20 protein-coding genes and 1 tRNA gene are annotated in these 14,662 nt (G+C 64.3%); 20 read left to right on the forward strand and 1 reads right to left on the reverse strand.

Annotated features, from left to right (window positions below):
- The 13 genes from hisC to tatC all read left to right on the forward strand — a co-directional run.
- On the forward strand, positions 1–900 hold a 900-nt coding region (hisC, locus tag G3N93_RS04930; RefSeq protein WP_206132410.1), incomplete at its 5' end, for a histidinol-phosphate transaminase.
- Between the two features lie 65 nt (positions 901–965).
- Positions 966–1,553: an imidazoleglycerol-phosphate dehydratase HisB gene (hisB, locus tag G3N93_RS04935; protein ID WP_011350728.1), complete on the forward strand. Its 588-nt coding sequence runs from the start codon at positions 966–968 to the stop codon at positions 1,551–1,553.
- A 66-nt stretch (positions 1,554–1,619) separates the two neighbouring features.
- On the forward strand, positions 1,620–2,240 hold the full coding sequence (locus tag G3N93_RS04940; protein ID WP_011350729.1) for a YchE family NAAT transporter: 621 nt from the start codon (positions 1,620–1,622) through the stop codon (positions 2,238–2,240).
- On the forward strand, positions 2,237–2,878 hold the full coding sequence (hisH, locus tag G3N93_RS04945; RefSeq protein ID WP_174984366.1) for an imidazole glycerol phosphate synthase subunit HisH: 642 nt from the start codon (positions 2,237–2,239) through the stop codon (positions 2,876–2,878). The genes G3N93_RS04940 and hisH overlap by 4 nt, the downstream gene beginning before the upstream one ends.
- Positions 2,879–3,041: 163 nt before the next feature.
- Positions 3,042–3,797 carry a 1-(5-phosphoribosyl)-5-[(5-phosphoribosylamino)methylideneamino]imidazole-4-carboxamide isomerase gene (gene hisA, locus G3N93_RS04950; protein ID WP_122944235.1) on the forward strand — a complete coding sequence of 252 codons (756 nt, stop codon included), beginning with the start codon at positions 3,042–3,044 and terminating at the stop codon, positions 3,795–3,797.
- A 107-nt stretch (positions 3,798–3,904) separates the two neighbouring features.
- Positions 3,905–4,678 carry an imidazole glycerol phosphate synthase subunit HisF gene (gene hisF / locus G3N93_RS04955; protein ID WP_011350732.1) on the forward strand — a complete coding sequence of 258 codons (774 nt, stop codon included), beginning with the start codon at positions 3,905–3,907 and terminating at the stop codon, positions 4,676–4,678.
- Positions 4,678–5,094, forward strand: a complete 417-nt coding sequence (gene hisI, locus G3N93_RS04960; protein WP_011350733.1) for a phosphoribosyl-AMP cyclohydrolase — start codon at positions 4,678–4,680, stop codon at positions 5,092–5,094. The genes hisF and hisI overlap by 1 nt, the downstream gene beginning before the upstream one ends.
- Entirely contained in the window at positions 5,091–5,456 is a 366-nt protein-coding gene (locus tag G3N93_RS04965) for a phosphoribosyl-ATP diphosphatase (RefSeq protein ID WP_006485344.1), read from the forward strand. Before hisI ends, G3N93_RS04965 begins: the two co-directional genes overlap by 4 nt.
- A gap of 69 nt (positions 5,457–5,525) precedes the next feature.
- Positions 5,526–5,918: a DUF4870 domain-containing protein gene (locus G3N93_RS04970; protein ID WP_046544796.1), complete on the forward strand. Its 393-nt coding sequence runs from the start codon at positions 5,526–5,528 to the stop codon at positions 5,916–5,918.
- Positions 5,919–5,949: 31 nt separating this feature from the next.
- A complete protein-coding gene (locus tag G3N93_RS04975) occupies positions 5,950–6,315 on the forward strand; it encodes a histidine triad nucleotide-binding protein (RefSeq protein WP_046544797.1) in 366 nt (121 codons plus the stop codon).
- 92 nt (positions 6,316–6,407) lie between these two features.
- Entirely contained in the window at positions 6,408–6,638 is a 231-nt protein-coding gene (gene tatA, locus G3N93_RS04980) for a Sec-independent protein translocase subunit TatA (protein WP_021161850.1), read from the forward strand.
- A gap of 26 nt (positions 6,639–6,664) precedes the next feature.
- Positions 6,665–7,195, forward strand: coding sequence for a Sec-independent protein translocase protein TatB (tatB, locus tag G3N93_RS04985; RefSeq protein WP_174939788.1), 531 nt, complete (start codon positions 6,665–6,667; stop codon positions 7,193–7,195).
- 40 nt (positions 7,196–7,235) lie between these two features.
- The gene (gene tatC, locus G3N93_RS04990) at positions 7,236–8,024 is read left to right on the forward strand and encodes a twin-arginine translocase subunit TatC (RefSeq protein WP_046544799.1); all 789 of its coding nucleotides are present in this window, start codon (positions 7,236–7,238) and stop codon (positions 8,022–8,024) included.
- 210 nt (positions 8,025–8,234) lie between these two features.
- Here tatC and G3N93_RS04995 read toward each other — a convergent pair whose 3' ends face one another.
- Positions 8,235–9,440 (reverse strand): Do family serine endopeptidase, encoded by a 1,206-nt coding sequence (locus tag G3N93_RS04995; RefSeq protein WP_174939786.1) that lies wholly within the window; start codon positions 9,438–9,440, stop codon positions 8,235–8,237.
- Positions 9,441–9,461: 21 nt separating this feature from the next.
- On the opposite strand from G3N93_RS04995, the gene G3N93_RS05000 reads away from it, so the two are divergent.
- The 7 genes from G3N93_RS05000 to G3N93_RS05030 all read left to right on the forward strand — a co-directional run bounded on the left by G3N93_RS05000 (position 9,462) and on the right by G3N93_RS05030 (position 14,603).
- Positions 9,462–10,208, forward strand: a complete 747-nt coding sequence (locus G3N93_RS05000) for a Nif3-like dinuclear metal center hexameric protein (RefSeq protein ID WP_206121718.1) — start codon at positions 9,462–9,464, stop codon at positions 10,206–10,208.
- A 218-nt stretch (positions 10,209–10,426) separates the two neighbouring features.
- Entirely contained in the window at positions 10,427–11,047 is a 621-nt protein-coding gene (gene petA / locus G3N93_RS05005; protein WP_011350741.1) for a ubiquinol-cytochrome c reductase iron-sulfur subunit, read from the forward strand.
- The gene (locus G3N93_RS05010) at positions 11,044–12,426 is read left to right on the forward strand and encodes a cytochrome bc complex cytochrome b subunit (RefSeq protein WP_174984376.1); all 1,383 of its coding nucleotides are present in this window, start codon (positions 11,044–11,046) and stop codon (positions 12,424–12,426) included. Before petA ends, G3N93_RS05010 begins: the two co-directional genes overlap by 4 nt.
- Positions 12,427–12,447: 21 nt before the next feature.
- Entirely contained in the window at positions 12,448–13,206 is a 759-nt protein-coding gene (locus G3N93_RS05015; protein ID WP_011350743.1) for a cytochrome c1, read from the forward strand.
- Positions 13,207–13,298: 92 nt separating this feature from the next.
- The gene (locus G3N93_RS05020; RefSeq protein ID WP_006400565.1) at positions 13,299–13,910 is read left to right on the forward strand and encodes a glutathione S-transferase N-terminal domain-containing protein; all 612 of its coding nucleotides are present in this window, start codon (positions 13,299–13,301) and stop codon (positions 13,908–13,910) included.
- 71 nt (positions 13,911–13,981) lie between these two features.
- Positions 13,982–14,509 carry a ClpXP protease specificity-enhancing factor gene (locus tag G3N93_RS05025; RefSeq protein ID WP_089424346.1) on the forward strand — a complete coding sequence of 176 codons (528 nt, stop codon included), beginning with the start codon at positions 13,982–13,984 and terminating at the stop codon, positions 14,507–14,509.
- Between the two features lie 18 nt (positions 14,510–14,527).
- Positions 14,528–14,603: transfer RNA gene (locus tag G3N93_RS05030), tRNA-Thr, on the forward strand.
- Positions 14,604–14,662 lie beyond the last annotated feature (59 nt).

A 14,662-nucleotide genomic window follows, 5' to 3' on the forward strand; every position in this document is an offset into this window, starting at 1 on the left:
CCGGCGCCGCGCCCGGCCGCGCTGCTCGACAAGCTGCGCCACGCGATGGGCGTGCCGGCCGGCTGCGACGTGCTGCTCGGCAACGGCTCGGACGAAATCATCAGCATGATGTCGATGGCCTGTGCGAAGCCGGGCGCGAAGGTGCTCGCGCCGGTGCCGGGCTTCGTGATGTACGAACTGTCCGCGAAGCTCGCGCAGCTCGAATTCGTCGGCGTGCCGCTGAAGGCCGACCTGACGCTCGACGTCGACGCGATGCTCGCGGCGATCGCCGAGCATCGTCCGGCGATCGTCTATCTCGCGTACCCGAACAACCCGACCGGCACGCTGTACGACGATGCCGACATTGAACGGATCGTCGCGGCCGCGCGGCACAGCCTGGTCGTGATCGACGAGGCGTACCAGCCGTTCGCCGTTCGCTCGTGGCTGCCGCGCGCCGCCGAATTCGACAACGTCGTCGTGATGCGCACGGTGTCGAAGCTCGGCCTCGCGGGCATCCGTCTCGGCTATCTGGTCGGTTCGCCCGCGTGGCTGACCGAATTCGACAAGGTGCGCCCGCCGTACAACATCAACGTGCTGACCCAGGCGACCGCCGATTTCCTGCTCGACCACCTCGACGTGCTCGATGCGCAGGCGGCCGACCTGCGTGCGGAACGCACGCGTCTCGCACAGGAAGTGGCCGCGCTGCCGGGCACGAAGGTGTTCCCGAGCGCCGGCAATTTCCTGCTGGTGCGCGTGCCGGACGCGGCTGCCGTGTTCGACGCGCTGCTTACCGAGCGGGTGTTGGTCAAAAACGTGAGTAAAATGCATCCGTTGCTGGCTGAATGCGTGCGGCTGACCGTCGGTTCTCCCGACGAAAACGCGCGCCTGCTGGCCGCTTTGAAACTCGCGCTGCCCGGTTGAGCCTCTGGGCGCCGCAGCGCGAAACGATCAATCCCCATTTACATCGACTCAGTCAAGGAATTGCCATGCGTGTGGCGGAAGTCGTTCGCAATACCAGCGAAACGCAGATCCGTGTGAAGCTCAATCTCGACGGCACGGGCCAGCAGAAGCTGGCTACCGGCGTGCCGTTCCTCGACCATATGCTCGACCAGATCGCTCGACACGGTCTGGTCGATCTCGAGGTTGAAGCGCATGGCGATACGCACATCGACGACCACCACACGGTCGAGGATGTCGGCATCACGCTCGGGCAGGCCGTCGCGAAGGCGATCGGCGACCGCAAGGGCATCCGCCGCTACGGCCATTCGTACGTGCCGCTCGACGAGGCGCTGTCGCGCGTCGTGATCGACTTCTCGGGCCGGCCGGGCCTCGAATTCCACGTGCCGTTCACGCGGGCGCGGATCGGCACGTTCGACGTCGACCTGTCGATCGAATTCTTCCGCGGTTTCGTGAACCACGCGGGCGTCACGCTGCACATCGACAACCTGCGCGGGATCAACGCGCACCATCAGCTCGAAACGGTGTTCAAGGCCTTCGGCCGTGCGCTGCGCGCGGCGGTGGAGCTGGACGAGCGTGCGGCGGGGCAGATCCCGTCGACGAAGGGCAGTCTCTGAACCTGAACTGACCGGACGGAGCGTCAAGGACAACCTCACGGCTTCGGCGCGCGGCGCCGGCTTGCGATGGATCTGCTCAAATCGTTCATTTCGCTGCTTGCGCTGATCAATCCGGTCGGTGCGGTGCCGTTCTTCCTGAGCCTGACGGCGCAGCAGACGGATGCCGAGCGGCGGCGCACGATCCGGATCGCGTCGGTGTCGGTGTTCTGCGTGATCACGGTGACGACGCTGCTCGGGCAGCAGATCATCAACTTCTTCGGCATTTCGGTCGGGTCGCTCGAAGTGGGCGGCGGGATCATCATGCTGCTGATGGCGATCAACATGCTGAACGCGCAGATCGGCAACACGCGATCGACGCCGGAGGAGCGCCACGAGGCCGAGCTGAAGGACAACATCGCGGTCGTGCCGCTGGCGATTCCGCTGCTCACGGGCCCCGGCTCGATCAGCACGGTGATCATCTATGCGGCGAACTCGCATCACTGGTATGAGCGGGCCGGGCTGGTCGCGATCGGCGCGGTCCTGGCTTTTCTGTGTTTCGTCGCGATGCGGCTCGCCGAGCCGATCGCGAACTGGATCGGCCGCACGGGCATCAACATCGCCACGCGGCTGATGGGTCTGATGCTGTCGGCGCTGGCGGTGGAATTCATCGTCAATGGACTGAGGGCGCTACTGCCTGCACTGAGATGAAAACTTCGATTGCGATTGTGGATTATGGGATGGGCAACCTGCGCTCGGTCGCGCAGGCGCTCAGGAAGGCCGAACCGGCCGCCGACGTGGCGATCGTCGACACGCCGGCCGCGATCCGCGCGGCCGACCGTGTCGTGCTGCCCGGCCAGGGTGCGATGCCCGACTGCATGCGCTCCCTCGGCGAATCGGGCCTGCAGGAGGCCGTGATCGAGGCCTCGCGCACGAAGCCGCTGCTTGGCGTGTGTGTCGGCGAGCAGATGCTGTTCGACTGGAGCGCGGAAGGTGACACGAAGGGCCTCGGCCTGTTGCCCGGCAAGGTCGTGCGTTTCGAGCTCGACGGCCGCCTGCAGGACGACGGCTCGCGCTTCAAGGTGCCGCAGATGGGCTGGAACCGCGTGCGCCAGTCGCAGCCGCACCCGCTGTGGGACGGCGTGCCCGACGACGCGTATTTCTACTTCGTGCACAGCTATTACGTAACGCCGGACAACCCGGCTCATACGGTGGGCGAAACGGCTTACGGTGCGCCGTTTACGTCCGCGGTCGCGCGGGATAATCTCTTCGCGACCCAATTCCACCCCGAGAAAAGCGCGGAGGTCGGGTTGCGTCTGTATCGCAACTTCGTACACTGGAAGCCGTGAACGTCGCGTGCGTGCCACAGTCGGCGGGCCGGAAAGGCCTGTCGCATGGGGCTCGCGCGCCTAAGCGCCGAAAGAGTTGTACTAAACTAGCGAGACGGCGCGGTACCGGATTGGCCGGTACGCGCCGGATTATTTTCTTTTTCCACGACGACACCCGATTGCTATGTTGCTGATTCCGGCCATCGATCTCAAAGACGGTCAGTGTGTGCGCCTCAAACAGGGCGATATGGACCAGGCTACGATTTTCTCCGAGGACCCGGCGGCGATGGCCCGCAAGTGGGTCGATCTCGGCGCCCGGCGGCTCCATCTCGTCGACCTGAACGGCGCGTTCGCCGGCAAGCCGAAGAATCTCGAGGCGATCGAAGCGATCCTCGACGAAGTCGGCGATGAAATCCCCGTACAGCTCGGCGGCGGCATCCGCAGCCTCGAGACGATCGAGAAGTATCTCGACGCGGGCCTGTCCTACGTGATCATCGGCACGGCGGCCGTGAAGGATCCGGGCTTCCTGCAGGACGCGTGCACCGCGTTCGCCGGCAGCATCATCGTCGGGCTGGACGCGAAGGACGGCAAGGTCGCGACCGACGGCTGGAGCAAGCTGACGGGCCACGAAGTGATCGATCTCGCGAAGAAGTTCGAGGACTACGGCGTCGAATCGATCGTCTACACGGACATCGGCCGCGACGGGATGCTGCAGGGCATCAACATCGAGGCGACCGTGAAGCTCGCGCAGGCGGTCGGCATCCCGGTGATCGCCAGCGGCGGCCTGTCGAACCTCACGGACATCGAGAACCTGTGCGAAGTGGAAGAGCACGGCGTCGAAGGCGTGATCTGCGGCCGTGCGATCTACTCCGGCGATCTCGATTTCGCGGCCGCGCAAAAGCGCGCGGACGAACTGAACGGCGAACTCGACAACGCGTAAGCGCGGTTGTCCCGCTCGCCGGGGCTGCCTGCGGGCGGCCCCGACCGGAAGCCTCGCGCGAGGCTTTCCGTAACCGGCCGTCCCATCGCGGCATTTGGCGCAACATCATGGCTCTAGCTAAACGCATCATCCCCTGCCTGGACGTGACTGCCGGGCGTGTCGTCAAGGGCGTCAACTTCGTCGAGCTGCGCGACGCCGGCGACCCCGTAGAGATCGCCCGCCGCTATGACGACCAGGGCGCCGACGAACTGACGTTCCTCGACATCACCGCGACGTCCGACCAGCGCGACCTGATCCTGCCGATCATCGAAGCCGTTGCGTCGCAGGTGTTCATTCCGCTGACCGTCGGCGGCGGCGTGCGCGCCGTCGAGGACGTGCGGCGCCTGCTGAACGCGGGTGCGGACAAGGTCAGCATGAATTCGTCGGCGGTCGCGAACCCGCAGCTCGTGCGCGACGCAGCCGACAAGTACGGCTCGCAGTGCATCGTCGTCGCGATCGACGCGAAGCGCGTGTCGGCCGATGGCGAGACGCCGCGCTGGGAAGTCTTCACGCACGGCGGCCGGAAGAACACGGGCCTCGACGCGATCGAATGGGCGCGCAAGATGGCCGAGCTTGGCGCGGGCGAGATCCTGCTCACGAGCATGGACCGCGACGGCACCAAGTCGGGCTTCGACCTCGCGCTCACGCGCGGCGTGTCGGATGCGGTGCCGGTGCCGGTGATCGCATCGGGCGGGGTCGGCTCGCTGCAGCACCTGGCCGACGGCATCAAGGACGGCCGCGCCGACGCGGTGCTGGCCGCAAGTATCTTCCACTACGGCGAGCATACGGTTGGCGAGGCGAAGCGCTTCATGGCCGACCAGGGCATCCCGGTGAGGCTGTGATGAATACGGAAACGAATGCATTGCCCGCGTGGCTCGACAAGGTCCGCTGGGACGACAACGGCCTCGTGCCGGTGATCGCGCAGGAAGCGTCGACGAACGACGTGCTGATGTTCGCGTGGATGAACCGCGAGGCACTGGCGAAGACGATCGAGACGCAGCGCGCGGTCTACTATTCGCGTTCGCGCAAGCGCCTGTGGTTCAAGGGCGAGGAGTCGGGCCACGTGCAGCACGTGCACGAGGTGCGGCTCGATTGCGACGAGGACGTCGTGCTGCTGAAGGTCGAGCAGGTGTCGGGCATCGCGTGCCACACCGGCCGGCATTCGTGCTTCTTCCAGAAATTCGAAGGCACCGTCGACAACGGCGACTGGGTTGCGGTCGAACCGGTGCTGAAAGATCCCGAACACATCTACAAATGACGCAATCGACCGAAGACACGCTGCTGCGCCTCGCGGCCGTGATCGATAGCCGCAAGGGCGGCGATCCCGATCAATCGTACGTATCGCGCCTGTTCCACAAGGGCGACGACGCGGTGCTGAAGAAGATCGGCGAAGAGGCGACGGAAGTCGTGCTGGCCGCGAAGGACGTGCGCCAGGGCGGCGCGCCGACCGCGCTCGTCGGCGAGGTGGCCGACCTGTGGTTCCACTGCCTCGTGATGCTGTCGCATTTCGACCTGAGCCCGGCCGACGTGATCGCCGAGCTCGAGCGCCGCGAAGGGCTGTCGGGTATCGAAGAGAAGGCCTTGCGCAAGCGTCGCGAGCGCGAGGAAAACGGCGGGTGACAGGCCCTTGTCGCGGGATGGCCACAGTGCGGTAAGCTGTAAGAATTGTCATCTAACGGGGGTAGCATCATGACCGATACGCCAAGCCAGTTTCCGCCGCCGTCGGTGCCGGGGGCCGCGGACGCCGAGCGCCTGAACGGGCTGCGCACGCTGACTCACGTGCTCTACGGCCTCTATGCGTTTCATTGGCTGACGGGCGGCGTCACGGGCATCATCGCGATCATCATCAACTACGTGAAGCGCGACGATGTGGCCGGCACGCCGTATGCGGCTCACTTCGAGTGGCAGATCCGCACGTTCTGGCGCGCGCTGATCGCGTACGTGATCGGGTTCGCGCTGATGTTCGTGGTGGTCGGATTCGCAGTGATGTTTGTCACATGGATCTGGACGCTGTACCGTATCATCAAGGGTTGGCTGTACCTGAACGACAACAAGCCGCTCGATCCGCAGGCCTGGTTCTGACCGGCCACGGGCGGGCGTCTGCAGGAGCAACATGAGTCACGATCCGAATTGCCTGTTCTGCAAGATCGCGGCAGGCGAGATCCCGAGCACGAAGGTGCACGAGGACGACGAATTCGTCGCGTTCCGCGACATCCGCCCGGCGGCCGAGACGCACGTGCTCGTGATTCCGCGCCAGCATCTGCCGACGCTGTCGGCGGCGAGCGACGCCGATGCACCGATGCTCGGCCGGTTGATGCTGCTCGTCTCGCGCCTGGCCAGCCAGCTCGGCGTCGCGTATACGGGTGGCGAAACCGGTTTCCGTACGGTGATCAATACGGGCCCGGGCGGCGGGCAGGAGGTCTACCACCTGCACGCACATATCCTGGCCGGCCCGCGCCCCTGGCAGCGGATGGGTTGACGGCGCGGGGGTTTCCCCGCATCGATAGTCGAAGCCGGCGCGTTGCCGGCGATTTGCGCCGCGTAGCGGCGTGGTTGAGGAGAGGTTTCATCATGGGTGGATTGAGCATTTGGCACTGGCTGATCGTGCTGCTGATCGTCGCGCTGGTTTTCGGTACGAAGAAGCTGCGCAACATCGGTAACGATCTCGGCAGCGCCGTGAAGGGTTTCAAGGACGGCATGAAGGACGGTGAAGCACCGGCGGACGCGCAGCAACTGCCGCGTTCGGGCTCGGTCGACGTCAACGCGAAGGAAACGACGCGTTCCGACTCGAACAAGGCGTAAAGCCGGCACGCTGACAGGCATTCGCGATGCTGGATCTCGGTCTTTCGAAGATGGCGCTGATCGGCGTCGTCGCGCTCGTGGTGCTCGGCCCCGAGCGCTTGCCGCGCGTCGCGCGTACGGCAGGCGCGCTGTTCGGCCGTGCGCAGCGGTACATCAACGACGTGAAGGCCGAGGTCTCGCGCGAAATCGAACTCGACGCACTGCGGACGATGAAGACCGATTTCGAGGCGGCCGCGCGCAATGTCGAAACGACGATTCACGACAATCTGCGTGAGCACGAGAAGGAACTGAACGACACGTGGCATTCCGCGGTCGGTGGTCTTAACGAAGCGGCGGGCGACGCCGGTTCGACCGGTTCCGGCACCTCCGCCGCGTCGTCGTGGCGCGGCAGTTCGGCCGCGCTCGCGCCGAAGCGACGCAACTGGCGCGTCAAGCAGGCGGCTGCGCCTGCCTGGTACAAGCGCGCGACCACCCGCCGTACGCACGTGCAGTCGGGCGCCGCGCGTGTCGCGCGCCACCAGCCGGCCAGCCTGCGCCGGCCGACGCGCTTCTTCTGAGCGAGCGCATGCTCGCTCGTCAATCCTACCGAGGGCCGGCGTGAGCGACCCCCAGCAGAACCCGGGCGACGCCCCGGAAGAAACCTTCATTTCCCATCTCGTCGAGCTTCGCGATCGCATCATTCGCGCGGGCGCGGCCGTGATCGTCGTGTTCCTCGGGCTCGTCTACTGGGCGCCCGACATCTTCCGGCTGCTCGCGCGGCCGCTGATGGAGAATCTGCCGAAGGACGGCAAGATGATCGTCACCGACGTCACCGGCTCGTTCTTCGTGCCGATGAAGGTCACGATGCTCGTCGCGCTCGTGATCGCGCTGCCGATCGTGCTGTACCAGATCTGGGCGTTCGTCGCGCCGGGGCTGTACCAGCACGAGAAGAAGCTCGTCGCGCCGCTCGTCGGCAGCAGCTACCTGCTGTTCCTGTGCGGGATGGCGTTCGCGTACTTCCTCGTGTTCCCGACGATCTTCCGCGTGATGGCGCACTACAACGCGCCGCTCGGGGCGGAAATGACAACCGACATCGACAACTACCTGAGCTTCGTGCTCGGGATGTTCATCGCGTTCGGGGTCACGTTCGAGGTGCCGATCGTCGTCGTGCTGCTCGTCCGGATGGGCGTGCTGTCGCTGAAGAAGCTGAAAGAGATGCGGCCGTACGTGATCGTCGGCGCGTTCGTCGTCGCGGCGGTCGTCACGCCGCCGGACGTGTTCTCGCAACTGATGCTCGCGCTCCCGCTGGTCGTGCTGTTCGAGATCGGGCTGCTGGCCGCGCGGTTCTTCGTGCCGAAGAAGCCGGCCGAGGAAGGCGAGGCGGAGAACGGCGAAGCCGCCAGTTGATGGCAGTGCACCGGGCGGTGCGCGGCGGCCGGGCTTCCGGCGCCAGGCTTGAGCAAAGCCTAATGGCGTAGTTGGTCGGAAAGCGGATGGCGAGGCCATCCTCCCGGCAACAAGATGATCTTTCGATGCAAAGCAAAAGGGCAGCCAACCGGCTGCCCTTTTTCGTTTCCGACGGTTCCCGACATGCGGCTGCGCGCCGCTCGCCTGACGTTACTCGGTATCGCTGTCCTGCTCGTCGAGCGTCTGCTTCGGCGGCGGCGGGCGCTTGCCGATCACCACGTTCACGTCGAACTCCTTGCCCTTGCGCACGACGTGCACCTTGGTCGGCGTGCCGGGCTTGATCTGCGCGACGGTGTTCAGCAGCTTCGTGGTGTCGGTGATCTCGTCGCCGTTGACCGAGACCAGGATGTCGCCCGGCTTGATGCCGGCCTTGTCGGCCGGGCCGCCCTGCAGCACGCCGGCGACGATCGCGCCCGATTTCTGGGTCAGCCCGAACGACTCGGCGATCTCCGGCGTGACGTCCTGCGGTTCGACGCCGATCCAGCCGCGCGTGACCGAGCCGGACGTGATGATGCTCTCCAGCACCGTGCGCGCGGTCGATACGGGGATCGCGAAGCCGATGCCGAGCGAGCCGCCCGAGCGCGAGTAGATCGCCGTGTTGATGCCGAGCAGGTTGCCGTTCACGTCGACCAGCGCGCCGCCCGAGTTGCCGGGATTGATCGGCGCATCGGTCTGGATGAAATTCTCGAACGTGTTGATGCCGAGGTGATTGCGGCCGAGCGCGCTGATGATCCCCATCGTGACCGTCTGGCCGACGCCGAACGGGTTGCCGATCGCGAGTACGACGTCGCCGACCCGCGACTGGTCGGAGCGGCCGAGCGTGATCGTCGGCAGGTTCGTCATGTTGATCTTGAGCACGGCGAGATCGGTTTCGGGATCGCTGCCGATTACCTTCGCGGTGGCCGTGCGGCCGTCGGCGAGCGCGACTTCGATCTGGTCGGCGCCGTCCACGACGTGCTGGTTCGTTAGAATGTAACCTTCAGGGCTCACGATAACGCCCGAGCCGAGGTTGGCGGCCGGTTCGTCCTGCTGCTTGCGGGCGTTGCGGTCGCCGAAGAAGTAGCGGAACAGCGGATCTTTCGCGCGGGGGTCGGGCGGCAGCGAGCCGTCCTTGCTGGAGAAGACGTTGACGACGGCCGGCATCGCCTTCTGCGCGGCTTCGGCGTACGACGTGGTCGCCGGCGCACCGCCGATGCCCGGCGCGACTTCCCGCAGCGCAACGATCGGCGTGGCGAGCTGCTTGCCGAGCTGTCCTTGCCGTTGCAGCCATTGCGGCTTGAGCGTCACGACGATGAACATCAGCGCGAGCAGCACGGTAACCGCCTGCGCGAAGAACAGCCAGAAGCGTCTAAGCATCTGAATGGATTAGAGGTTTATATGGATCGGATCGAACTTGAATTGTACTTGAACAATACCCTTGAAACCGCGCGCTTCAAGGACTATTGCCCGAATGGCCTCCAGGTCGAGGGGCGCCGCAAGATCGAGAAGATCGCCACCGGCGTGACGGCGTCGGTCGCGTTTCTCGAAGCCGCGCTCGAATGGGGGGCAGATGCCGTGCTCGTCCATCACGGCTATTTCTGGCGCAACGAGCCGCCGCAGATCACCGGCCGCAAGTACCAGCGCCTGAAGCTGCTGCTCGCGAACGACCTGAACCTGTTCGCGTTCCACCTGCCGCTCGACGCGCATCCCGAATTCGGCAACAACGCGCAGCTCGGCGAGCGGCTCGGCCTGATCGGCGAGCAGCGTTTCGGCGAAGGCGACCTCGGCTGGATGGCGACGCTGCCGATGCCCGTCACGCTCGAGCACTTCGTTGCGAAGGTCGAGCGCACGCTCGGCCGCACACCGCTCGTGCTCGGCGATCTGGACATGCAGCTGCGCCGCATCGCGTGGTGCACGGGCGCCGCGCAAAGCTATTTCGACGCGGCGATCGAGGCCGGGGCGGATGTGTTCCTGACCGGCGAGGTGTCCGAATACGTGACGCACACGGCCGCCGAGAGCGGCGTCGCGTTCGTTGCGGCAGGGCACCATGCGACCGAGCGCTACGGAATCCAGGCACTTGGCGCCCACTTGTCCGAAGAATTCGATATCGAACACCTTTTTATCGATATCCATAACCCGGTCTGAATGCCGGATTTGCGGCAGCGCATCGAAATTCCGCAATGTAGCGGATGCTTAAAAGCGAAATGATTTAATCGCTCCGATAGTGGGGGAAAACCCTTGACTATCAATCACTTCGAAGGGATTTTCATCTCCGGGCCTTGTAAATGGCGGCTCCATTCGAGCAAACTAGCGGCGGAATGGAAAGTCGTGACGGAAAATCCAACTCAGAAGTGGGGCGTGTGATGCGAGACAAGGAAGAGAAACGCGTCGACAGCGGCCGCCGTACCTGGCTGATTGCGACATCCGTAGCAGGTGGCGTGGGAGGCGTAGCCACCGTCATACCTTTCGCGGCGTCGCTTGCGCCGTCCGCGAAAGCGAAAGCGGCCGGTGCACCGGTCGAAGTCGACATCAGCGGGCTGAAGCCCGGTGAAATGGTGACCGTGCCGTGGCGCGGCAAGCCGGTGTGGATCCTGAACCGCACCGATGCGATGCTGGCCGACGTGGTCAAGGCCGACAAGGAAGTGGCCGATCCGACCACCGAAAAGCCCTATACGATGCCGTTGCCCGCGTATTGCGCGAACGAATATCGCTCGCGGGCCGATCGCAAGAACATTCTCGTCGTGATGGCCGTGTGTACGCACCTCGGCTGCACGCCAAGCCAACGCTTCACGCCGGGTCCGCAGCCGAACCTGCCGGACGACTGGCCGGGCGGTTTCCTCTGCCCGTGCCATGGTTCGACCTACGACCTCGCCGGCCGTGTGTTCAAGAACAAACCGGCGCCTCAGAATCTCGACATCCCGCCCTACATGTTCACGTCGGCAACGACCCTCGTGATCGGCAAGGACGAGAAAGGAGAAGCGTGATGGCCGACAACAAGGAAGTCTCCACGACAGGTCTCACCGGCTGGATCGATCAGCGCTTCCCGCTCACGTCCACCTGGAAGAAGCACGTTTCCGAGTACTACGCGCCGAAGAACTTCAACTTCTGGTACTTCTTCGGCTCCCTCGCGCTGCTGGTGCTCGTCAACCAGATCGTCACGGGCATTTTCCTGACGATGAACTACAAGCCCGACTCGACGCTCGCGTTCGCGTCGGTCGAGTACATCATGCGCGAGGTGCCGTGGGGCTGGCTGATCCGCTACATGCACTCCACGGGCGCGTCGATGTTCTTCGTGGTCGTTTATCTGCACATGTTCCGCGGGCTGCTTTACGGGTCGTACCGCAAGCCGCGCGAACTCGTGTGGATCTTCGGCTGCGCGATCTTCCTGTGCCTGATGGCCGAGGCGTTCTTCGGCTACCTGCTGCCGTGGGGCCAGATGTCGTTCTGGGGCGCACAGGTGATCGTGAACCTGTTCTCGGCGATCCCGTTCGTCGGCCCTGACCTGTCGCTGTGGATTCGCGGCGACTACGTCGTGTCGGACGTCACGCTGAACCGCTTCTTCGCGTTCCACGTGATCGCGATTCCGCTCGTGCTGGTCGGCCTCGTGATCGCGCACCTCGTCGCGCTGCACGAAGTGGGCTCGAACAACCCGGACGGCATCGAGATCAAGGCGAAGAAGGACGAGAACGGCGTTCCGCTCGACGGCATCCCGTTCCACCCGTACTACTCGGTGCACGATTTCCTCGGCGTGTGCGGGTTCCTGATGGTGTTCGCGCTGATCGTGTTCTTCTCGCCGGAGATGGGCGGCTACTTCCTCGAGGCGAACAACTTCGTCCCGGCGAACCCGCTGCAGACGCCGCCCGAGATCGCGCCGGTGTGGTACTTCACCGCGTTCTACGCGATGCTGCGTGCGACCACCGACCCGTTCAAGATCGTGCTGATGATCGTGATTGCGCTGCTTGGCGTGCTCGCGCTGATCCGCGCGCGCGGCAAGTGGAAGGTTGGCCTGCCGGTGCTGGCCGCGGCGATCGTCGTGTTCATGTACCTGACGGAGTCGAAGTTCTGGGGTGTTGTCGTGATGGGTTCGGCGGTGATCACGCTGTTCTTCCTGCCGTGGCTCGACCGCAGCCCGGTGAAGTCGATCCGCTACCGGCCGCTGTTCCACAAGGTGTTCCTCGGGATCTTCGTCGTGGCGTTCCTGACCCTCGGGTTCCTCGGCACGCGGCCGCCATCCCCGGCCTCGACACTGATCGCGCAGGCCTGTGCGCTGATCTACTTCGCGTTCTTCCTCGGCATGCCCGTCTGGACGCCGCTTGGCACGTTCAAGCAGCCGCCGGAGCGGGTGCGCTTCAAGCCCCATTAACGTGAGCGAGGAGAGAACGACATGAAGAAACTGCTTTCGACACTCGCGCTGATCGGGGCGACGGCGTGCGCACTGCTGGTGGCGCCGGCGGTTCGGGCGGAAGGTAATTTTCCGCTCGACCGGGCGCCCGATAACACGGAAAATCTCGTTTCGCTTCAGCACGGCGCGCAATTGTTTGTAAACTATTGCCTGAACTGCCACAGCGCGAACCTGATGCGCTACAACCGTCTGACGGATCTGGGCATATCCCAGAAGGAGATCGAAAAGAATCTCCTGTTCACGACCGACAAGGTCGGTAACACGATGTCCGTCGCGATGCGGCCCGAAGACGCGAAGAACTGGCTCGGCACCTCGCCGCCCGACCTGTCGGTCGAGGAGCGCGCGCGCGGCCGCGACTGGCTGTATACGTATCTGCGGAGTTTCTACCGCGACGATACGCGGCCGAGCGGCTGGAACAACGCGGTGTTCGAGAACGTCGGCATGCCCCATGTACTGTGGCAACTGCAGGGGCAGCGCACTGCCAAATTCGAAGACAAGACGGACGAGGAGACGGGCGAGAAGGCCCATACGCTCGTCGGCTTCCAGCAGGTCACACCGGGGACATTGTCCGCGGTGGATTATGATTCTGCGGTTGCCGACCTGGTGGCGTACATGACCTGGATGTCCGAGCCGGCTCAGCAGACCCGAAAACGCCTCGGCGTATGGGTGCTGATCTTTCTCGGTGTCCTGACTTTCCTGGCCTGGCGGCTCAATGCCGCGTACTGGAAAGATATCAAGTAATCACGCCTGACCGGCGTGGGGCCGGCGCAAGGTGGAACCCCGGAAGGGGTTCGCCGCGTGCCGGCCCTCGGCTTTTTTGAGGAAACGCAAACATGATGGTTCTGTATTCCGGCACAACTTGCCCGTTCTCCCAGCGTTGCCGGCTGGTGCTGTTCGAGAAGGGCATGGACTTCGAAATCCGTGACGTCGACCTGTTCAACAAGCCGGAAGACATTTCGGTGATGAACCCGTACGGTCAGGTGCCGATCCTGGTCGAGCGCGACCTGATCCTGTACGAATCGAACATCATCAACGAGTACATCGACGAGCGCTTCCCGCATCCGCAGCTGATGCCGGCCGACCCCGTGCAGCGCGCACGTGCACGCCTGTTCCTGCTCAACTTCGAGAAGGAACTGTTCGTCCACGTCAGCACGCTCGAGAACGAGAAGGGCAAGGCAGCAGAGAAGAACCACGAGAAGGCACGCCTCGCGATCCGCGATCGCCTGACGCAGCTCGCGCCGATCTTCGTGAAGAACAAGTACATGCTCGGCGAGGAATTCTCGATGCTCGACGTCGCGATCGCGCCGCTGCTGTGGCGTCTGGATCACTACGGCATCGAGCTGTCGAAGAACGCTGCGCCGCTGATGAAGTACGCCGAGCGGATCTTCAGCCGTCCGGCCTACATCGAAGCACTGACGCCGTCCGAAAAGGTCATGCGTCGTTGATGGTGCAATGAGTGCATGACGGAGAGGGCGGCGCGGCGTGCCGCGCCCCCGCTCCGGGTTCGAGGATTGTGATGCAAGAGATTTCAACGAAGCCTTATCTGCTGCGCGCGCTGTACGAGTGGTGCACCGATAACGGTTACACGCCGCATATCGCGGTGAGGGTCGACAACTCGACGCGCGTGCCGCGTCAGTTCGTGCGTGACGGCGAGATCGTGCTCAACATCAGCTTCGAGGCGACGAGCCAGTTGCAGATGGGCAACGAGTGGATCGAGTTCACGGCCCGGTTCTCCGGGAAGGCGCACAAGATCGAGATTCCGGTTGCCAACGTGCTTGCGATCTATGCGCGCGAGAACGGGCAGGGCATGGCGTTCCAGGTCGATGCGGTTGCGGGCGAAGGCGCGGATTCGGGTGCGTTCGACGATGAAGCTGCGCAGACGGATGATGCGCAGCGCGACGAGTCGCCTGCTGCGTTGACGCCGGTTGCCGACAGCGGCGCGAACGAGGAACCCTCCGAAGGCGCCGACGAGCCGCCGAAAACCGACGGCGATGGCGACGGTTCAAAAGGTGGCAGCAGACCTCGCCTCAAGATCGTGAAATGAGGTAGAATCTCGCGCTACGCCGGCTTAGCTCATCTGGTAGAGCAGTTGATTTGTAATCATCAGGTGGCGGGTTCGAGTCCTGCAGCCGGCACCATATTGAACGAAGGGCCGGGAGGTTTTCCTCCCGGCCCTTCGTCGTTTCTGCGGTCGCGT

This window comes from Burkholderia sp. Se-20378 (genome assembly GCF_017104665.1).
GTDB classification, from domain to species: Bacteria; Pseudomonadota; Gammaproteobacteria; order Burkholderiales; family Burkholderiaceae; genus Burkholderia; species Burkholderia lata.